The organism is Candidatus Accumulibacter aalborgensis, from assembly GCF_900089955.1.
GTDB classification, from domain to species: domain Bacteria; phylum Pseudomonadota; class Gammaproteobacteria; order Burkholderiales; family Rhodocyclaceae; genus Accumulibacter; species Accumulibacter aalborgensis.
On the sequence record NZ_FLQX01000002.1, the window covers coordinates 1 to 18,698 of the forward strand.

The window sequence follows — 18,698 nt, forward strand, 5'->3', positions numbered from 1 at the left end:
CTGTCCTCTACTCTACCCGACGGCTCCTTCACTATATGTTTGTTTGAATGTTAGACCTGACCCAATCGCGTGACGCGTCAGGGCTGTGCTTGACGCCCTTTCATGGAGGGTCATATACTCTCGTTGGTACCGTCTGATTTCCTATCCTTTCTTAAAACACGCATTAGGATGACACTCATGGCAACATTCTTGTTTAGTGGTCTTAGCAATGGAGGGACCATCGCTTTTAACCCGGTCAACGATATCCTAAGTTTCGACTCATCGACGATTGCGGCCGCAAGTGTCGCTGTAAGCTCGCCAAACACGTCCAGCGCGCTGTTCAGCGCAGCGGGTAAAGTCGTGCGGGTGGATGGCCTTTCTCTCGCTCAAGTCTCAGTCACAAACGTGACATTTGCAGACGGCAGCAGGATATTAGTCGGTGATGGCAGTGTTTCCACTTTATCTGACGAACTCGGCAACACGCTTTCTGGTACAAAGTTCGGCGATCTGATTCTGGGGTTAGGGGGCAACGACTCGATAATGGGCGGTATGGGCAACGACGTGCTCATTGGTGGCGGTGGAAATGACACTCTGGATGGGGGACCATGGTCTGTCATCGGCACTACCGACGCCAACGGGGGGCAGCCATATTTTCTAACTGGCATTTCGTCGCCTGAGCTGTCGCAGGACGGGCACTACCTAGTTTGGATGGGATTGGGCTCTAGTCAAATAGTGGAGTTTCGCAAGGATCTCGTTACGGGACAAGTTGACTTGATACAGGCCACCGCTAACCTCCAGACTGTTTCTGTCTCGGCGGACGGTCGATTTGTCGCCATGCAGTCGTTCGCTCAGCTTGTTCCGGGTGGGTCGGGAACCTCAACCGATGTCTACGTCAAAGATCTTCAGACTGGCGGGATAGTGAGGGCCTCGACCACTGCAGCTGGAGTGGCGGGCCGCTTCACTGTATTTGGTTCAGAGATTGCCGATGACGGACGCCATATTGGATTCCTTACCGGCTCCCCCATCCCAGGCGTCGGGGATTCGTTTGGCCCCGGCTTGGACAACCAACTTGTCGTGAAGAACCTGGACACGGGTGCCGTCAGTGCGGTCACGGTCGGTACTGGACTCCACGGCGGCACGGCCTTTGGCGACTATCAAATGTCCGCCAATGCACGTTTCGTCGCGTTCTCCAGTAATGGCACTCTTGTGGCGAGTGATACTGACGCCTCGTTCGACGTTTATGTCAAGGACATGGAGACAAATACTCTCACCCTTGCTTCGGTAGCGCCGGACGGATCGAACCTGAATGGCGCCTTCAATGTGGATATGAGCTCCGACGGGCAATTTGTAACCTTCCTTAGCGGTACTGATGTTCAGAAGCCCCTCAGCCTCTATTGGCGCAACATGGAGACGGCAGAAGTCCGGCTAGTGAGCCTTTCGGCAACAAACAGCCCGTTTGGCGGACTGCAGCAGAGCTCTGGGCCCGCAATCTCCGACGACGGGCGGTTCATAGTTTTTCAGGGGCTGCGGGCGGCTTCTGCAAGTTCTTTCGTCGACGACGGTATTCGAGTTTGGGATCGTGACACCGGACAGATTGCGTTAGTATCGAAGGCTATTGATGGATCGCTTGCCACGGGCGTGGAACCAGCGATTTCCGGCGATGGTCGACTCATCACGTTTCGGAGCAAAGCGTCAAATATTGTTTCGGGAGATGCAAACGGATCTGAGGATATTTTTGTACTCGGCAATCCGCTTTACAGCGGTCCACAGCCTGCTGGAGCTGGAGGTATTGACGTCGCGGTCTTCAGCGGCAACCTCACCAACTACGCGCTTACCAAGACTGGCAGCAGTTATACTGTCCGGGATCTGACCGGTACCGACGGCATAGACACTATATCGAATGTTGAACGCCTGAAATTCGCCAATGTCAGTCTTGCACTCGACGTCGATGGGAACGCCGGCAAAGTGGCCAAGATACTTGGTGCCGTCTTCGGCAGAGAATCCGTATCCAACAAAGAGTATGTCGGTATAGGATTAAACCTGATCGACGGTGGAATGACCTACGAAGCATTGGCGGGATTGGCCATCGGCGTTACCGGAAAAAAGGCGCCAGTCGACGTTGTCGACCTACTGTGGACTAATGTAGTCGGAAGTCACCCAAGCCCCGGTCAAGCCCAACCATTTGTCGATATGTTGAACAATGGAATGACTACAGCCGCCTTGGTAGTCCTAGCTAGTGACACCGCTTTAAACCAAATAAACGTCAACTTGGTTGGCCTGCAGCAGACTGGGTTGGAGTATATTTAGCAGCGCGTAGGGTGCAATAAGCGAAGCGCATAGCACCGCCTACCGAATACCGGAGTCGACCGCAGGCGAGAGTCCCAAGGTAGAGTAGCTGCGAGCAATCGGGGACAGGCCACCGCTACCCCGCGGCCCGATCTCCTCCAGCTTCAACCACTGCACTCGGGAAAACGCGTTCCGGCTATGGGTCACCAAGGCCGCGCCGAGGCTAGTGGCATGGGCGGCGATGAGGGTGTCCATCGGGCCGATGGGCACCCCGTGGCGCTCCCGATCTGCCCGGATGTACACCTCGTCCACAGCGAAACGAAACGCCTTGGGCAAGCGCACCTCCTGGCTGTTGCCTTGCTTGAACACTTTGGCGTAATCATCTGGCGCCTCCTGTCGTGGCAGCATTCAAGCATAGACACAACAGTGCAGAAAAACCTCTACGAATTTCCCGCTCCAGAACGTTTACAAGGGCACCGGCGCTCACTCGGGCGGACACGCATCCTCCATCACCGCCTCGATCTCGCTCACCGGCAGATCAAAAAACCGCGCGATCTCCGCTGCCACATCTCCCTGCGCCAGCCGCTCGCGCACCTCCGCCTTCCAGCCGTCGAGCCCTAGACTCAAGGAGCGCCCGGCCTTCTCGCCCGCCACCGTTTCGCCGCCCAACTCGGCGTACTTGTTGGCGTAGCCGCGCGGGGTGATCATCAGGCCTTCATCGATGAAGGTGCTGCTGTTGCCGATCAACACGGTGGTAAGCATGCCGATATCGCAGTCGGCCATCTGCGCGAGAGTCGTAAGCTGGATCGACTGCTTCTTCCGGTAGGCGGACTTGACCACCGCCACCGGCGTTTCCGGCGAGCGATGCTTGAGCAGGATGCGCCGGGCCTCGACGATCTGGCCGGTGCGGCGGCCGCTCCTCGGGTTGTAGAGCGCGACGACGAAGTCGGCGCGCGCTGCGGCGTCGAGCCGGCGGGCGATGACCGGCCAGGGCGTGAGCAGGTCGGAAAGCGAGATCGAGCAGAAGTCGTGCGTCAGCGGTGCGCCGACCAGCGCTGCACAAGCGGAGAGCGCCGTGGCGCCGGGGACGACCTCGACGGTGATTCCCGATCCGGGCCGCCAGCCGGATTGCAGCAACACTTCGTAGGTCGGGCCGGCCATACCGTAGACGCCGATGTCGCCCGACGAGATCACCGCTACGGTCTTGCCCTGGCGCGCGTGCTCCCAGGCTTCATTGCAGCGATCGAGTTCCTCGGTCATTCCCTTGCGGATGACTTCCTTGCCTTCGAGGAGGTCGTGCACCAGCTTGACGTAAGTCGAATAACCGATGACCACGTCGGCCTCGGCGATGGCGGAGCGGGCACGGTAGCTCATGTGCTCCTGAGCACCAGGGCCGAAGCCCACGAGAATGATTTTGCCGGTTATGGGGGCGGTGTCGGGTGCGTTCATGGGGAGATCCGTGCAATGGAGACTGTCGCGTTACGGCCATCGGGGCCTTGCGCCTTGTGTTTTTCGATGAGCAGCTCGTTCTTGTTGCCGGCGCCGGCAGCGAGCAGCGCGGCGGCTTCGGAAACCGAAGGCGTGCCGGTGTACTTGCGCACTGTTTCCGAGGGGTTGGGCACTTCGACCGCGGCGAGTTCGGCGGCCGGGTAGAAGCGGACCTGCCAGCCGTTGGCCGTTGCCACCTGCAGCAGACCGATTTCGTCGGCCTTGAGGTCGATGCTCGCCACCGCCCGTACGTCGGCCAGACGCCCGCCGCAGGCAGCCAGTGCTTCTTCGATGACGCGGACAATCGTCGCCGCCGGTGTCCCCCGGTCACAGCCGAGACCGAGGGCGATCGGCTCACGCCGCGCTACCGCCGACGCGCGGCTCATGCGCTGCGACCCGGCCGGTAGATGATCCGCTTGCCGGCCAAGCGGGACGCATACTCGGCCGGCAGCTCGCGCGCGCTGATCCAGAGAACGGCGGCAAAGCGCTCGGGATCGACGTCTTCGAGGCGCTTGAAGCAGTGCACGTTGGCCGGCAGGGGAACGCTGCGACCGTTGGCGTGCTGCGTCCACCAGTCGCTGCTGCCGGCTTCCTGCACCAAGGCCACAGGCTCGTCGTTGACCACCGCGGCGCTGGCGCGGACCAGTTCGGCGTGTGTCGCCTCGAAGGTCCAGCCGAGTTCTCGGCCGAGCAGGTCGACGGCCAGCGTCTGGCGGGCGTCGGAAGCGGTGGTCAGCACCGGCGTCGCGCCGAGCGCGGTGGCAAGGTGGCCGGCCAGCGCGTTGGCGCCGCCGAGGTGGCCGGAGAGGACAGGAATGGCGAACCTGCCGGCCTCGTCGACGACTACCACCGCCGGGTCAAGCTCCTTGCCACGCAGGTGCGGCGCGATCAGGCGGACAACGGCACCGAGCGAAACGATGGCCACGATTCCGTTGAAAGCGGCAAACAGCGCCGGCACCTGGTCGCCGACCTTGCCGGCGTAGCAGTGCGCCGCGCCGGGTGCGGCAGCTTCGGCTTGGCGAGCAAACTTGTCCGGGGCGAACAACTGCGCGCCGGGCAACGCGGCGACAACCCGGCCGGCCAGCGCGATACCGTGGCGTGTGATCGAGACGACGGCGACCTTCATGCGCTCTCGGTGGCCAGTGTTTTCAGCGTGGCCAGCGCATCCTTGCGTGAGCGGCAGCCACGACGCAGTTCGCCGCGCTCGCGCTTGGGGTTCTGAACCAGCATCAGCGACAGGTAATTGGCCTTTTCACCTTTCAAGGTGGCCAGGTCGTGCACGACGCGTTCGTCGGGAGCGCCGACCTTTTCGACGAAACAACTGGTATTGAGCAGACCGCGGCGCTCGAGCAACTCGATGATCTCATCGACCAGCGGCTTGACCTTGAGCAGGACAACGGTATCGAACTCGTCGAGCAGGTGGTCGATGACGCCAACGCCGTAGGCGGCGGGGATCACGGCCAGCGTTTCGTCCTCCTCGGCCAGCGTGATGCCGGTGCTGGCGGCCGCCGCAGCGAAGGAGCTGACACCGGGAATCGTCTCCACGGCGACTTCGGGAACGAGTTCGCGGACGACACGCGCAAGATGGCCGAAGGTCGAGAAGGTCGATGCGTCGCCTTCGACGAGGAAGACGAGGTCGCGGCCGTCGGCCAGCAGTTCGACGGTGCGTGCCGCGGCGCGCGCCCAGGCCTTGGTCAGGATCTCCGCATCGCGAGTCATCGGGAAGATCAACTGCTCGGCATCGTCCGGAATGGCCAGTCCGCCGCGCGCAACGATCGACAACGCGTACGACGTCTCTTCGGCTTTCTTGACCGGATACAGCCAGCGGGTACCGGATTCGAGGACTGTCCACGCGCGGCGGGTGATCAGTTCAGGGTCGCCGGGGCCCAGAGAGGCGCCGATCAGTTTTCCGTAAGCGGGCATTCTTTCTCCTTGTTAGCGGTGATGATCCACACCGGGTTCTGGGCGACCAGCCGGTGCATGTCGAGAATCGGCTGGCTGCGGCTGGCCTGGAGCTGGACGACGTCCCAGGTGGCACCAACGGCGACCAGCGCGGTGGTGGCGGTGGCGAGGTTTTCAAGGGTGACGAGGTTGATCACCAGACGTCCTTGGGGTTGCAGGCGGGCCATGATCAAGCGAATCAAGTCGCCGAGTTCGCCGCCCGAACCGCCGATGAAGACGGCATCCGGGTCCGGCCAGGTGTCGAGCTGAGCCGGCGCCTTGCCCTCGACCAGCGTGTAGTTGCCGATGCGAAAGCGGGCGGCATTGGCTCGCGCGTTGGCAGCGTCGCCTGGGTTCTTCTCGATCGCCCAGACGTGACCCAGCGGGGCCAGTCGCGCCGCTTCGAGGCCGACCGACCCGGAACCGGCGCCGATATCCCAAACCATCGCGTCGGCCGTCAGACGCAGCCGGGCCAGCGAAACGGCGCGCACTTCCTGCTTGGTGATCAAGCCCTTGTCCGGAGCGCGCTGCTGGTATTCGAGGTCGTCGAAACCGAAAGTGGCTTGGCGGGCGTCGGCTGGACGTTCGACGAGAACGACATTCGGCTCGGGAAATTCGCGGCTGGCGGCCTCAGCGGCAGTCAGATCCGGAAAGACCTGCTCGTCGGCCAGGAGCAGGCGGCAGGCAACCGACAGCTTCGGCTCGTCGCCATGGCCAGCGGCGATGAGCGCCCGCGCCAGCCGCGCCGGGCTGTTTTCCGGCCCGGTGAACACCGCTACCAGTGGATGCAGCGCGATGGTCCGCATCACCGGGTACAGGCCGTGCCCAGGCCCCGCACCGACGAACCACTCGCCGGCGTCGGTACTGTGGCAGGAGGCAATGCGCAGTTTCTGCCAGGGCTTGTGGAAGCGGGCGCAGGCCACTTGCACGGTCGACGGCGCCGGCAGAATATCGACGGCCGCCACGCCGAGTCTGCCGATCAGGAAAGAGGCAATGCCGTGGCACAGGGGGTCGCCGGTGGCCAGCACGACGACCGACTGCCCGACAGCGTGGGCAGATTGTATCCATTCCGGAACCCTGCCGAGTTGGCCATCCATGTCTTTCAGTGTCCGGTCGGCCGGCAGGTGTGGGCGCACCAGAGCAAGCGTGCGGCCGGCACCGATGACCAGGTCGGCGGCGCCAAGGCACCGGCAGGCGTGGTCGGACAGGCCCGCCCAGCCGTCGTCGAGGATGCCGATCAGCGTGCAAGCCATGGGCAAGTCAGGCGAAAGCACGGACTTCATCCTCTTCGACGCGGACGATGAAGCGCCCCTCGAAATCGCAAACCAGGATCGTCAGCCGATACGGACCCGGGTAACAGGCTTTGAGGCTCTGGATCGCGCGGCCGGCAAGCGCGCGGTGAAAGGCTTCGGTCAGTCCCAGCACGGCCAGGCGCTCGGCGGCGAAGCGGGCCGTCTCGGCAGAGCGAATCGCCTCGACGAGGTCCGCCGGCGCACCGACGCCTTGCGCCGCTTCGGCAAGCAGGTCACGGTCGATCTCGGCCTTCCAGGCGTGCGTCACGGCCAGTCCCTGGCCCATCTTGGTCAGTTTGCCGACCATCGCGCCGACGTAGACATGGGCCATTTCCCGTTTGGCGGCGCTCTGGAAAGCGGCCTTGACGAAATCGCCCATTTGCACGAAGCACGCTTCAGCGAACTCCGGCAGTTGGCGCATGGCGAACTTCTCGGTGCGTCCGCCCGTGGTGAAAACGACGCACGTCTGGCCTTGTCTCGCCGCCACCTCAACTGCCTGCACGACGCTGGCGCGGAAGGCTGCGGTCGAGTAGGGCCGCACGATGCCGGTGGTGCCGAGGATCGAAATGCCGCCCAGGATGCCGAGACGCGCATTGAGCGTCTTTCTGGCCATTTCCTCGCCGCCGGGCACCGAAAGGGTGACCGCCAGGCCGTCGTGGACCAGCAGTTCGCCAGCGGCAGCGCGCACGTTGTCACGGATATTGCGCTGCGGCACCGGGTTGATCGCCGGGCCGCCGACTTCGAGGCCGAGGCCGTCCATGGTGACGGTACCGACGCCAGGGCCGCCGTGCAGTTCGATCTCGCCGGCGCGCTGCGGCAACAGCCGCACGTCGGCGGTCATGTGCGCGCCGTGCGTGGCGTCAGGATCGTCGCCGGCGTCCTTGACGATCACCGCATGCGCGCGGCGCTCGGGGCCATCGCCGTCGACGCGGCCGTCGCTGACGGCAAAGCTGACCTCGCGGCCGTTTGGCAGGTGGCAGGTGACACTCTCCGGTACCTCGCCGTTCACCATTCCCAGCGTTGCGGCGCGGGCTGCCGCCGCCGAGCAGGCGCCAGTGGTAAAGCCGGTGCGGTTGCCGCGGCTGCGTCGCGTATCGGACTTGCGAATCTTGGGCTGCGCATGCCCGCCCTCGCTCATGCGGCGGGTTGGCTTTCGGCGAGTGACAACAAGGCGTGAATCGCGGCGACGACCAGCGTCGATCCACCCTTGCGGCCGCGAATCGCCACCCAGGGAATGTCTGCGACGGTCATCAGCAAGTCCTTCGCTTCGGCGGCCGAGACGAAACCAACCGGCATGCCGATCACCAGCGCCGGGCGGACACCGTCCTCACGGATCAGGCGTACCACCTCGATCAGCGCCGTCGGCGCATTGCCGATAGCGATGATCGCGCCGTCGAGCTTGCCTGCGCGCTGCGCCTTGCGCATCGCCTGCACGGCGCGCGTCGTCCCCTCGGCCCGCGCCCGCGCGATGACATCGGCGTCGGAAATATAATGCTGCGTAGACAAGCCGAAATGCTGCAGGCGCGACTTCGACAGGCCGCTGCAGATCATTTCGACGTCAGCGACGATCGGCGTGCCGCCCTTGACCACGGCGGCCAGACCGGCGGCCATGGCCTGCGGGTGGAAAACCGTCAGACCGTTGAAATCAAAGTCGGCATTGGCGTGGATCATGCGCCGGACCAGCGGCCATTGCTCTGGCGTGTAGTCGTGCGGCCCGACTTCGGCATCGATGATGGCGAAAGAGTCGTGCTCGATGGCGCGGCCGGCGGCGGTCAGTTGTTCAGTGACGCGATTGGTGGTCAGGGCAGTCATGGCGGTTCAGATGTGGGCGAGGGGTTGATCGTGGTGGTCGTGATGCTCATGGTGATCGTACGCATGCGGTTGAGCGTGTCCCTCGGGTTCATGGGCATGGCCGCCGCTGAAGGTAATCGTATGGCTATGGTCGTGCAGATGCTCGGCCTCGGCCGCTTCGCGGTACTTGCAGCCGTCGCATTCGAGCAGGCCGCCGCCGGGCAGCTCGCGGCCGGCGACCTTGGCATCGAGCAGGTCGAAGACGCCCTTGTCAAAACCGAAATAGCTGCCCAGGGCAAAGGCGATCTGGGGATACTGCTGCCGCAACCGCTCGACCTGCGCCTTGATGCGCTCGATCAGCACGCCGTTGAACAGGTAGACCGGCACGACGCAGATCTGCGTCATTCCCAGGCGTGCCTGACGCTGCACGACGGTCTCCAGACGCGGCCAGGTGACGCCGGTAAAGGCCAGGTCGACGAGTTCGTGGTCGTTGGCCTCGAAAAGCCAGCGCGCCACTTTGGCCAGTTCGCCGTTGGCACCGGCGTCCGACGAGCCGCGGCCGAGCACGACGACGCCGGTGGTTTGCGGGTCGGGCATGGCCAGCGATTTCATCAGGCGATCGAGCTGGCCTTGCAGGACAGCGAAGATCTCGCGCCCCATGCCGAGGTGGCGCGTGCAGAGAAAGGCGACGTCGGGATGATTGGCGCGGGCAGCCTCCATCGCCGCCGGCAGTTCCATCTTGACGTGGCCAGCGGCGTTGAGAATGAAGGGAATGACCAGCACCTGACGGGCACCCCGCGCGGCGCGTTCGAGACCCTCGGCGAGCAAGACCTCGGCGTGCTCGATGAAGCACAACTCGATCCGCCAGTCCGGATGGCGTTCGCGCCACTCCTCGGCAAAACGCTCGATTTCCGCGTTGCCTTCGGGGTGGCGCGAGCCGTGGGCGGCGAGCAGGAAGGTCGTCGAATTATCCATGCGGGTCATCCATGCGGGTTATCCATGCGAATTCTCCTTATCTGTTATTCCGAGGCCCGCCGGAAGCGGTGCGTGAAGCTTGCGTCGTAGAGTTTCGATTTCTTCAGATCCGGCCAATGGCGTGCGCCGAGGGTCGGACTGGCGATGATCATCGCCTGGCTGCTGATCTTTTCGCTGCGGCACTTGTCGCGAATATCGGCAACGGTGCCGCGGATGATCTTTTCCTCGCCTGGCCAGCTCGCCTTCTGCACCACCAGCATCGGCGCATCGTCGCGCCAACCGGCGGCGCGCAGTGCGCTGACCACTTGCTGCAGCAGGGTGATCGAGAGGTACACGCACAGCGTGCAGTGATGCCGCGCCAGTTCTTCGAGCGATTCGCCTTCAGGCATTGGCGTGCGCCCCTCGACGCGGGTCAGGATTACCGTCTGCGTCACCTCGGGCAGCGTCAGGCTCTCGACCGCCGCCGCCGCCGCCGCCATCGCCGACGTGACTCCCGGCACCACGCCAATGTCCACGCCAGCGGCGTCGAGCGGCTGAGCCATCTCGATCAGCGCACCGTAGAGCGACGGGTCGCCGGTCTGCAGACGCAAGACGGTTTCATTGGCCTGTGCCCGAGCAACCAGCCAGGCGATGATTTCTTCCAGCGCCATGTCTTTCGAATCGGCGATCTCGCAGCCCGCCGACGCCCAGCGCATCGCCGCAGCCGAGACCAGCGAACCGGCAAAAAGGATCGCTCCGGCGCGGGCGATCAGGTCGCGGCCCTTGACCGTGACCAGGTCCGGATCGCCCGGACCGGCACCGACGAACCATACCTTGCCCATACTCAACGCCCCCCCCGGCGCGCCGGCAAGATGCAGCGGGCAAAGCGATGGCGGAGGGATTGACGACCGTCCAGCGAGCGGGAAGGGGAGGGGAAAGCGGATGGCGGTGGAGATTGGCTACGCATGACGACGGCCTCAAATGCTATGAAAGTCGCGCGAGCGACTCACCAGGCAGCGGGGCAAAAAGCCGCGCCACAGCCGCCGGGTTCGATGGAAAATAAAGGTGCAGATACGAGGCGTGCAGGCGTCCGAGACGATAGACCGCTTCGCCACGCCGTCCGGCGCGCGCGCCGACGCTGGCGGCGATCGGCTCAAGCGCGCACTCCAACCGCGAATAATGGAAGGTGTGGCCGCGCAAGGACCCCTCAGGCAGCTCGACGCCGTGCAAGCCGAGGTTGGCCAGCCGGGTGAGCATCGTCGCCTGCCCCGGCAGCAGGCCGACCATCTCACCACTCTTGCCTTGGGCATCGGTCAGCGATTCGAGGAGATAGAGCATGCCACCGCACTCGGCGACGATCGGCTTGCCGGCGGTGTGGTGCGCGCGCAGCGCGGCCTTCAACGCGCTGTTAGCGGCGAGTTGATCGAGATGCAGTTCGGGATAGCCACCCGGCAGATAAAGCGCATCGGCGTCGGGTAGCGTGCCGTCGGTGAGCGGCGAGAAGAAGGTGAGCACGGCACCCAGTTCGCGCAGTAGATCGAGATTGGCGCGATAGAGAAAGGCAAAGGCCGCATCGCGGCCCACGGCGATGCGCACACCCGCAAGCCCCTGCGCCTGCAGGCGCGGCGCCGGCGCGCTGAACGCCACGCGCGGCGGCATCACTTCATCCACCCCGTTCAACGCGGCTGCGGCACGGGCGATGCGCGCGTCGAGATCGTCGACCTCGGCGGCCTGGACCAGGCCAAGGTGGCGTTCCGGCAGCGCGATGTCCGCGTCGCGCGCCAGCCAGCCGAAAGATCGCACGCCCGGCGGCAGGCTCTCGGCAAGCATCTCGTAGTGGCGCTCGCCAGCCACGCGGTTGGCAAAGACGCCGGCGAAGGGCAGTTCCGGCCGGTAGGTCGCCAGCCCGTGCGCGAGCGCGCCGAAGGTTTGCGCCATGGCACCACCGTCGATCACGGCGACGATCGGGATCCCGAACAGCGCGGCGAGGTCAGCGCTCGAACGGTCGCCGTCGAACAGTCCCATCACCCCTTCGACGAGGATCAGGTCGGCATCGCCCGCTGCCTCATAAAGAAGCTGGCGGCAGTGATCCTCGCCGCCCATCCACAAGTCGAGCTGATAGACCGGCGCACCCGATGCCCGTTCGAGAATCATGGGATCGAGGAAATCGGGGCCGGTTTTGAATACCCGTACGCGCAGCCCACGCCGGTGATGGTAATGCGCCAGCGCGGCGGTGACCGTGGTCTTGCCCTGGCCGGAGGCGGGCGCCGAAACGAACATCGCTGGCACCGCGATCACCGGTCTCACAGGTCTCACAGCGCTCAAAGATCGACCCCCTTCTGCGCCCGCACGCCGGCGCGGAAAGCGTGTTTGACGTCGCGCAACTCGCTGACCGTATCGGCAGCGTCGCACAGCGCGTCCGGCGCGCCGCGGCCGGTGATCACCACATGCTGCATCGGCGGGCGGGCCTCGAGGTCGGCAAGGACGGTCGCCAGATCGAGCCAGCCGCGCTTGAGCAGATAGGTCAGTTCATCGAGAACGACGAGTCCCAACGACGCGTCGCGCAGCATCGCGCGCGCCACCGCCCAACCGTTTTGCGCGGTTTCGGTGTCGCGCGTCAGGTCCTGTGTTTCCCAGGTGAAGCCTTCGCCAAGCACCCGCCACACCACACCGGCCTGACGGCTGAGGAACGCCTCTTCGCCGGTATCCGAGCGCCCCTTGATGAACTGCGCGACTCCCACATGCAGGCCGTGGCCGAGGGCGCGCGCCACCATGCCGAAAGCCGAGCTCGACTTACCCTTGCCATTGCCGGTGAGCACCAGCAGCAGACCCTTGTCCTGGTCGGCGCGGGCAATCGCTGCGTCGACCACGGCTTTCTTGCGCTCCATGCGCGCGCGGTGGCTCTCTTCGGGGTCAATGGGCAGCAAATGCACGCGTTCTCCTGTGCGCGCACCGACGCGCGTTCAATAATGCCAGCAAGGCACACGTACAGGAGGGAAACCGGAGAAGTGGGCAAGAACCCAGAACACCGAGACATCGCCCGCCGCAATGCCGATTCGCATGTCTCAGGCCGGTCTCCGGGCTCACGAGCGGGTTTGACCCCTGAACCTGCGCCTTCCCGTGCGTGGGCACCGTGGCGTACTGCAGATCCTTGCTCTCGTCTACCGTTGCGGGGGCAGCGCCGGGATGGCTGTGGTCTGCAGAACAGGCCAAGCGTACCGGCTTCCCATTTCATCCTTCGGGTGGCTACCGTCGGGATACCTGAAACATCGCTGCTTTTTACTCTGCTCGGGGCGGCCCTGTCAAGCACGTCCACAATCGGTGCTGCGAGCGCCTGCCTTCAGGCTGCCGGGAAGAGTCGCGCCCACCCATCGGGTCGACGATTCCGATTCGTCCGGCGCGAGTCCGCGCCTGCCGCGAGTGCCGCGCCACAGTCCCTGGAGGGGCCAGAGAACGAGTCTCGCCAGCGGATGGGCAGTCTTCTCGAAGCGCACCCGGCCACTGCCAATGGCTTCCAGCAAGGCCAGGCCATGACCACGAACGAGGTGGCTGTCGCCGGGCGCCAGAAAGATGTCGCCGGCCTCGCCTTCGACGGTCAGCCAGAGCAGACCGGCGGTGCAGGTCACGAGAACGCCCCTGGCCGAGAGCAAGCGGATCGGCGCGTTGTGGGCGAGGCATAGTTCGCTGTGGTACAGGTCGAGGTCCATGGCGGTCTCTCCGTTCGTTGTGGTGACGATGAGAAGTGTAGGGCGCCAGACGCTTATGGTACAGTTACATACAGATAGAATTGTGACCGGCACAATTGTCTTTGTCCTGAATTGTACTGGTTTAAATGAGCGGCAACTGTACTGGTGGAGGAAGCATGGAAAGCGCACTCTTGCGTTACGAACAGCTGGCAGAGGACTTGAGCGGCATCATCGTCACCGGCAATCTGCTCCCTGGTGAGCGCCTGCCGTCGGTGCGGCGATTGTCGCGCGAGCGCCGGCTGTCGGTGTCCACGGTGGTCCAGGCCCTGCGCCAACTGGAGGACCGTGGGCTGGTCGAAGCGCGGCCGCAGTCCGGGTACTTCGTGCGCCACGCGGCAGCGCGACGGGCGCAGCCCACCGCCCGTTCGACGCCCGACGAGCCGGTGCCGGTGGACGTCAGTCAGCGGCTGATGCGCGTCCTGCGGAGCGGCATGCAGGCCGGCGTGGCGCCGCTGGCCGCGGCCCTGCCCGCGTCTGCGCTGCTGCCGCTGGCCGCCCTGCAGCGGCTCTACGGCAGCGTCGCACGCCGCCATCCTCGGCTGCTCGAAGGCGGCAGCCACATCAACACCGACGAACCGGCGCTGGTCCGCCAGCTCGTCCTGCACTCCGTCGCCTGGGCCGGACCGCAGTTGGCCAGCGAGCTGGTGATCACCAACTCCTGCACCGAGGCCCTGGGGCTCTGCCTGCGGGCGGTGACTCAGCCAGGCGATACGGTGGCCGTCGAATCGCCAGCCTATTACCTGATGCTCCAGTTGCTCGAACTCCTCGGGCTGAAAGCGCTCGAGATCCCGACCGACCCGCGCAGTGGGCTGTCGATCGAGGCGCTTGACCTCGCCACCCGCGACGGCAAGGTCGCCGCCTGCCTGCTGGTGCCCAATGCCAGCAACCCGCTGGGCAGCATCATGCCCGACGAGCACAAGCGCCGGCTGGCCAAGCTGACCGCCGAACGCGGCGTGGCGGTGATCGAGGACGACATCTACGGCGATCTCCATTTCGGCGTCGAACGTCCCCGGCCGATCAAGGCTTTCGACAAGGCCGGCAACGTGATGCTCTGTTCGTCTTTTTCCAAGTCCCTGTCGCCGGCGCTGCGCATCGGTTTCGTCGCCGCCGGCCGCTACCGGCCGCAGGTCACCTTGCAGAAAACGATCACCAGCGGCGGCACCAATCCGATCACCCAGCATGTCCTCGCCGAGTATCTCGAATCAGGTGCTTACGAGCGTCACATGCGCGGCTTGCGGCGCAGCTACGAGCGCCAGGTCGATGCCATGCGAGCCGCCGTGGCGCGATACTTCCCGGCCGCGACGCGCATCACGCAGCCGCAGGGAGGATTCGTCCTGTGGGTCGAACTGGCCGACGAGGTCGACACCAGCGCGCTGCATGAGCGCGCAATTGCTGCTCGCGTCGCCTACGTGCCGGGCGAACTCTTCTCGGCCAGCGGCATGTATCGCAACTGCCTGCGGCTCAACTGCGGCCACCCGCACAGCGCCGACATCGAAGACGCCGTGCGGCGCCTCGGTGCGCTGATCGCGGCCTGACTTCAGACCTGATCCGACTCTCGTCGCCCCGCGCCGTGCGTCTGCCCGTCGCGCCGGTCGCGGTGAGAAATCTCCAGCACGCGCGCTCTCTGCGCCAGTTGTTCGACCAGCGCAGCGGCTGCGCTGCGATTGGCCGCGTCCAGGTTGGCATCCCACTCGTCAAGCAGATAGAGCGGGTGGTTCGTTTTCGCGACGACCTCCCTGAGAACCCGCAACTGTCGTTCGCCCGAGGAATAACCCTTTTTCAGTGCTGATTCCTCTTCGGCGTTGAGATCGGCAGCGTCTTCCGCTTCGCCCTCGAGATCGGCATCGTCGGCAACGGCCAGCCAGGACGGGCCGTCGCCCGCGCCGGCACTGGCATTGAACTCGAAGGCCAGGCGATCGTGTGTCGGCCAGTAGAAAGCCTGTCCGCGCAGTTGGCCCTTGAGCGCGGCAAGCAGCGTGGACTTGCCGCTGCCATTGCCGCCGCGCAAGGCTACCAGACCGGTCGGCATGGACAGAACGTATTGGACCGCGTCGGCCAACGACGAGCAGTCGTGTTCTTGCTCACCCTCCTTGAAGACCAGGCGTCCGAAACCGATACGGTCAAGGAAATCGGCGTCCGGCGGAGGCTGTATGTGTTCGCAAACGCCCTTGATGCGCGTCCATACGGAGATCAGATCGGTCATGCCGGTGGTCAGCTGATGCATGTCCAGCGTCATTTCGATCTGGCGTGGCAAGGTGGCTGCCAGGGCGATCAACAAGGCCGTGTTGCCCTGGTCCTGGATGGCCACCCAGGCGGTGGTCGACAGCACCACCACCAGGGCGATCACGCCGCTGATCGCGGCCCACCCTTCGCGCGCCAGAATCGCCCTGATCTGCGCCACGACGGCGTCACTCAGGCGCTGGCGAAAGTCGCGATGCCAGAGGGCGAAATTGTAACGGTTGCCGCTGAAGATGTTGTCCCAGGCATTGTAGGTCCGCGCCCGCATGCGGTTGGTCATCCGCTGGTTGTGCAGAAAGGCCACCGCCAGCGGCCTGCGCAGCAGCCACTGCAGGGTGATCAGGATGGTGAATGCTACCGCGAAGGAGATCGGCAGGCCGACGTCGATTTCGAAGCCCAGGACCAGTGAATTGAACAGCATGAGAAAGAAGAGGCGGAGATAGAATTGCAGGTTGTAGATCAGATCGAAGCAGATATCAAAGGCTTCGCTGGTCAGGAACGGCTCAACCTGCTCGCGGACGCTTTGTTCGGCCAGCAACGCAGTCTGGAAGCGGTTACGCCGCGCGAAATAGAGCATGTAACGTCCATAGGCGCCAAAGCCGGCGCGTTCGGCGAAGATCCAGCTCACCGCTCCGGCGATGTAGGAAACCGTCTGCGCAACAATGATGGCGATGAAGGCGCCGGCCGAAACGTGTTCCTCAGTGATGTCGCGGGCAATCTCGATCACCAGCCAGGTGGTTACCGCGCCGCTCGCTTCCTGCGCGATGATCAGCACCAGCATGCTGACGGCCGCCGGGCCGAGGAAGAAGCGGAGAAAGTCCAGGGGCTGAAACGTCGCTGCAGACGGGACGGACATGGGCGGCTAACAGGCTAGAAGGGTATGTGACTCACCCGCAAGAGACACGAACGGGCGGACGGAGATTGCTTCACCAGCCAATGCCGACCCTGAAAAAAAGCACGGGAAGCAGACCTGCGTCTGCTTCCCGTGCTCTTCACGACAGGCAAAGCCTGTCATGGGTCTTTAGGCAGCAGGCTTTGCCTTGCCTTTGGATTTCTTTTTCTTGGTAGCCATGTTTAGCTCCTATAAGTAAAGGTTGACGAAAACTTCGACTGACAAGCGATATAGCTCGCAAAAAAAAGTATAACAGAATGTGGATAGCGCGCAAGAAACACATTCTTTTCGAGAGGCTTGCATGGTGTTGCTCAAGTGCACAGACAGGAAGCCAAGGCTGCTGAGATAATGCCAGGCGACTCGCTGGGCAGCGCGCTCGTTCACCGCGACCGCGACCCCGCCGCAGATCAGGTCTCCTGGTGAGGCGTGTCCGGTGTTGCCGGCGCTGCGTGCCAGTTCTCGCTAGGCACGACCACGTTGTTGCTGGGCTGCGCGACGAAGTGTGGCGACATGATTTGCACGCCATAGGTATTGAACTGGTCCTGGATATTGGCGTGTAGCGCCGACAGGACAGGTACTCGTTCGAGCGGTTTGTCCATGTGCGCGAACAGTTCGTACTCGACGTACCAGTCGGCCAGACTGCGCTGATAGACGAAGGCTTTGGGCATGGCCCGCAAGCCGGGCGTCTGCTCGGAGGCGGCGATCAACAGCGCATGTACCTGCCGCCACGGCGTATCGTAGCCGATGGTCACCTTGGTCGACACCAGCGTGCCGCGCGCGCCGGCAAGCCGCGAGTAGTTCTTGATCGGGTTGCCGACCAGAACCGCGTTGGGGATCGTCACTTCCTCATTGCGCATGTTGATGATCTTGGTCGACAGCGCTCCGACTTCACTGACCACGCCGACGGTCTCACCGATGTCGACAAAGTCGCCGACCGAGAGCGCCCGCGAGTAGACGAGCACCAGCCCGCTCATCATTTGGTTGACGATGCCGGCCGAGCCGAGCGTCAGCATGAAGCCGAACATCACCGACAGGCCCTTGAAAGCATCGCTGTCGGACATCGGAATGAACGGGTAGGCAACGGCGATACCCAGGCCCCAGACCAGAATCGACACGATGCGGTGCGTCGCGGTCACCGTTTCGGGGTGCAAACCAGGCACCTGCACCCGGCCCTCCTTGGCGGCCTTGAAGAAGTTGCCGATCACATCGGTGACGGTTTTGGTCAGGAACAGGATCACGACAGCCGTGGCCAGCGCCGGCAGAGCATGGATGACGCCACTGCCAAAGGTATCCAGCAAGCCGAAGAGGAAGTCGGTGAGGCGGTCGCCCAGCGGCTCGGTGAGCGGGAAGCGCGCCAGCACGAAGGTCAGCCAGAGATAGGCGACGGTCAACCACAGAAAGCCCATCAACAGTTGCGTCACCCGGTGCACCAGGAGCCAGCCGTGGCGCGCCCAGCGCAGCTTGCTGGAGGCGTCATCGTTGTCGATGACGTGTTCCAGGCGAGCGATCAGCAGCATCCGGGCACGCCCTATCAGCCGGAACAGACCCAGGGCCAGTGCGCTGGCCAGCAAGGAGAGTCCGCCGCCGGTCAGCAGAACTCTCGGACGACGTTGCTCGACAGATGCCTGTAGCGCTGCGGCCATTTCCAGAGCCGCCCGCTCAGCCGCCTCGTCGAGCGAAATTTTCTCGTCGACGGCGAGGTCGCCTTGAAGGATGGTGAACAGCGAGGTCTCCCCGATATGCACGCTGATGCCGCGCCCGGAGTCAACCGTGAACGGTGTCCTCTCGACCGGCTGTGTCATCTGGCCCGGGGTCAGGTTGTTGATCCGGGCCAGCGCCCGGCGTACGCGAACCTCGGGGGTCATGCCGACGAGGGTCGTCCGCCACGTGACAATCGGCCGGAAGTGATAGACGAGGGTGGCCTCCCGCACGGGTGTTTCGTCGGCGGCCTGGGCACGAACGCCGGCAGCAGCCAGAAACACGCAGCAAGCAAGCAGCAAGGACAGTGGCGCGAACAACTTCGGGAAAGCTGAGCTCATGGGGAATCCGGTGGGCAGCGACGATGACCGCAAATTATAGCCGTCCAGCCCT

General features: G+C 64.0%; 17 protein-coding genes and 1 riboswitch. Of the genes, 2 read left to right on the top strand and 15 right to left on the bottom strand.

Annotation, left to right across the window (positions count from 1 at the left end; translation table 11 throughout):
* Positions 1-177 precede the first annotated feature (177 nt).
* Positions 178-2,286 (top strand): hypothetical protein, encoded by a 2,109-nt coding sequence (locus tag ACCAA_RS00775; protein ID WP_245754368.1) that lies wholly within the window; start codon positions 178-180, stop codon positions 2,284-2,286.
* 39 nt (positions 2,287-2,325) lie between these two features.
* Here ACCAA_RS00775 and ACCAA_RS00780 read toward each other — a convergent pair whose 3' ends face one another.
* The 13 genes from ACCAA_RS00780 to ACCAA_RS00840 all read right to left on the bottom strand — a co-directional run bounded on the left by ACCAA_RS00780 (position 2,326) and on the right by ACCAA_RS00840 (position 13,438).
* Positions 2,326-2,673 carry a hypothetical protein gene (locus ACCAA_RS00780; RefSeq protein WP_186405350.1) on the bottom strand — a complete coding sequence of 116 codons (348 nt, stop codon included), beginning with the start codon at positions 2,671-2,673 and terminating at the stop codon, positions 2,326-2,328.
* A 75-nt stretch (positions 2,674-2,748) separates the two neighbouring features.
* A complete protein-coding gene (cobJ, locus tag ACCAA_RS00785; RefSeq protein ID WP_186405351.1) occupies positions 2,749-3,714 on the bottom strand; it encodes a precorrin-3B C(17)-methyltransferase in 966 nt (321 codons plus the stop codon).
* Entirely contained in the window at positions 3,711-4,139 is a 429-nt protein-coding gene (locus ACCAA_RS00790; RefSeq protein WP_186405352.1) for a cobalamin biosynthesis protein, read from the bottom strand. The genes cobJ and ACCAA_RS00790 overlap by 4 nt, the downstream gene beginning before the upstream one ends.
* Positions 4,136-4,879: a cobalamin biosynthesis central domain-containing protein gene (locus ACCAA_RS00795; RefSeq protein ID WP_186405353.1), complete on the bottom strand. Its 744-nt coding sequence runs from the start codon at positions 4,877-4,879 to the stop codon at positions 4,136-4,138. Before ACCAA_RS00795 ends, ACCAA_RS00790 begins: the two co-directional genes overlap by 4 nt.
* Entirely contained in the window at positions 4,876-5,676 is an 801-nt protein-coding gene (cobI, locus tag ACCAA_RS00800; RefSeq protein ID WP_186405354.1) for a precorrin-2 C(20)-methyltransferase, read from the bottom strand. The genes ACCAA_RS00795 and cobI overlap by 4 nt, the downstream gene beginning before the upstream one ends.
* Entirely contained in the window at positions 5,655-6,977 is a 1,323-nt protein-coding gene (gene cbiE, locus ACCAA_RS00805) for a precorrin-6y C5,15-methyltransferase (decarboxylating) subunit CbiE (RefSeq protein WP_186405355.1), read from the bottom strand. The genes cobI and cbiE overlap by 22 nt, the downstream gene beginning before the upstream one ends.
* The gene (locus tag ACCAA_RS00810; RefSeq protein WP_186405356.1) at positions 6,955-8,124 is read right to left on the bottom strand and encodes a cobalt-precorrin-5B (C(1))-methyltransferase; all 1,170 of its coding nucleotides are present in this window, start codon (positions 8,122-8,124) and stop codon (positions 6,955-6,957) included. The genes cbiE and ACCAA_RS00810 overlap by 23 nt, the downstream gene beginning before the upstream one ends.
* Complete coding sequence (locus ACCAA_RS00815) at positions 8,121-8,798, bottom strand: precorrin-8X methylmutase (protein ID WP_186405357.1); 678 nt, start codon at positions 8,796-8,798, stop codon at positions 8,121-8,123. The genes ACCAA_RS00810 and ACCAA_RS00815 overlap by 4 nt, the downstream gene beginning before the upstream one ends.
* A gap of 6 nt (positions 8,799-8,804) precedes the next feature.
* Positions 8,805-9,752, bottom strand: a complete 948-nt coding sequence (locus ACCAA_RS00820) for a sirohydrochlorin chelatase (RefSeq protein ID WP_186405358.1) — start codon at positions 9,750-9,752, stop codon at positions 8,805-8,807.
* Positions 9,753-9,796: 44 nt separating this feature from the next.
* Positions 9,797-10,573, bottom strand: a complete 777-nt coding sequence (gene cobM / locus ACCAA_RS00825; protein WP_186405359.1) for a precorrin-4 C(11)-methyltransferase — start codon at positions 10,571-10,573, stop codon at positions 9,797-9,799.
* 142 nt (positions 10,574-10,715) lie between these two features.
* Positions 10,716-12,011 carry a cobyrinic acid a,c-diamide synthase CobB gene (locus ACCAA_RS00830; protein WP_186405412.1) on the bottom strand — a complete coding sequence of 432 codons (1,296 nt, stop codon included), beginning with the start codon at positions 12,009-12,011 and terminating at the stop codon, positions 10,716-10,718.
* Between the two features lie 41 nt (positions 12,012-12,052).
* The gene (cobO, locus tag ACCAA_RS00835; protein ID WP_281193150.1) at positions 12,053-12,658 is read right to left on the bottom strand and encodes a cob(I)yrinic acid a,c-diamide adenosyltransferase; all 606 of its coding nucleotides are present in this window, start codon (positions 12,656-12,658) and stop codon (positions 12,053-12,055) included.
* A gap of 124 nt (positions 12,659-12,782) precedes the next feature.
* Positions 12,783-13,011: riboswitch (cobalamin riboswitch) on the bottom strand.
* Between the two features lie 22 nt (positions 13,012-13,033).
* Positions 13,034-13,438, bottom strand: coding sequence for a DUF2917 domain-containing protein (locus ACCAA_RS00840; RefSeq protein ID WP_186405360.1), 405 nt, complete (start codon positions 13,436-13,438; stop codon positions 13,034-13,036).
* 155 nt (positions 13,439-13,593) lie between these two features.
* Here ACCAA_RS00840 and ACCAA_RS00845 point away from each other — a divergent pair, with 155 nt between their 5' ends.
* On the top strand, positions 13,594-15,012 hold the full coding sequence (locus tag ACCAA_RS00845; protein ID WP_186405361.1) for an aminotransferase-like domain-containing protein: 1,419 nt from the start codon (positions 13,594-13,596) through the stop codon (positions 15,010-15,012).
* A gap of 2 nt (positions 15,013-15,014) precedes the next feature.
* Here the strand turns inward: ACCAA_RS00845 and ACCAA_RS00850 are convergent, their stop codons facing one another.
* Together ACCAA_RS00850 and ACCAA_RS00855 are read right to left on the bottom strand one after the other, a co-directional pair.
* A complete protein-coding gene (locus tag ACCAA_RS00850; RefSeq protein WP_186405362.1) occupies positions 15,015-16,571 on the bottom strand; it encodes an ABC transporter ATP-binding protein in 1,557 nt (518 codons plus the stop codon).
* 443 nt (positions 16,572-17,014) lie between these two features.
* Positions 17,015-18,646, bottom strand: coding sequence for a mechanosensitive ion channel family protein (locus tag ACCAA_RS00855; protein ID WP_186405363.1), 1,632 nt, complete (start codon positions 18,644-18,646; stop codon positions 17,015-17,017).
* Positions 18,647-18,698 lie beyond the last annotated feature (52 nt).

Excerpts from the sequence above, each read along its gene's own strand:
- ACCAA_RS00830 (WP_186405412.1), bottom strand. The coding sequence starts at position 12,011 with ATGTTCGTTTCGGCGCCCGCCTCCGGCCAGGGCAAGACCACGGTCACC.
- ACCAA_RS00780 (WP_186405350.1), bottom strand. The coding sequence starts at position 2,673 with ATGCTGCCACGACAGGAGGCGCCAGATGATTACGCCAAAGTGTTCAAG.
- cobJ (WP_186405351.1), bottom strand. The coding sequence starts at position 3,714 with ATGAACGCACCCGACACCGCCCCCATAACCGGCAAAATCATTCTCGTG.
- ACCAA_RS00775 (WP_245754368.1), top strand. The coding sequence starts at position 178 with ATGGCAACATTCTTGTTTAGTGGTCTTAGCAATGGAGGGACCATCGCT.
- cobI (WP_186405354.1), bottom strand. The coding sequence starts at position 5,676 with ATGCCCGCTTACGGAAAACTGATCGGCGCCTCTCTGGGCCCCGGCGAC.
- ACCAA_RS00855 (WP_186405363.1), bottom strand. The coding sequence starts at position 18,646 with ATGAGCTCAGCTTTCCCGAAGTTGTTCGCGCCACTGTCCTTGCTGCTT.
- ACCAA_RS00850 (WP_186405362.1), bottom strand. The coding sequence starts at position 16,571 with ATGTCCGTCCCGTCTGCAGCGACGTTTCAGCCCCTGGACTTTCTCCGC.
- cbiE (WP_186405355.1), bottom strand. The coding sequence starts at position 6,977 with ATGAAGTCCGTGCTTTCGCCTGACTTGCCCATGGCTTGCACGCTGATC.
- ACCAA_RS00845 (WP_186405361.1), top strand. The coding sequence starts at position 13,594 with ATGGAAAGCGCACTCTTGCGTTACGAACAGCTGGCAGAGGACTTGAGC.
- ACCAA_RS00795 (WP_186405353.1), bottom strand. The coding sequence starts at position 4,879 with ATGAAGGTCGCCGTCGTCTCGATCACACGCCACGGTATCGCGCTGGCC.
- ACCAA_RS00810 (WP_186405356.1), bottom strand. The coding sequence starts at position 8,124 with ATGAGCGAGGGCGGGCATGCGCAGCCCAAGATTCGCAAGTCCGATACG.
- ACCAA_RS00840 (WP_186405360.1), bottom strand. The coding sequence starts at position 13,438 with ATGGACCTCGACCTGTACCACAGCGAACTATGCCTCGCCCACAACGCG.
- ACCAA_RS00815 (WP_186405357.1), bottom strand. The coding sequence starts at position 8,798 with ATGACTGCCCTGACCACCAATCGCGTCACTGAACAACTGACCGCCGCC.
- cobM (WP_186405359.1), bottom strand. The coding sequence starts at position 10,573 with ATGGGCAAGGTATGGTTCGTCGGTGCCGGTCCGGGCGATCCGGACCTG.
- ACCAA_RS00790 (WP_186405352.1), bottom strand. The coding sequence starts at position 4,139 with ATGAGCCGCGCGTCGGCGGTAGCGCGGCGTGAGCCGATCGCCCTCGGT.
- ACCAA_RS00820 (WP_186405358.1), bottom strand. The coding sequence starts at position 9,752 with ATGGATAATTCGACGACCTTCCTGCTCGCCGCCCACGGCTCGCGCCAC.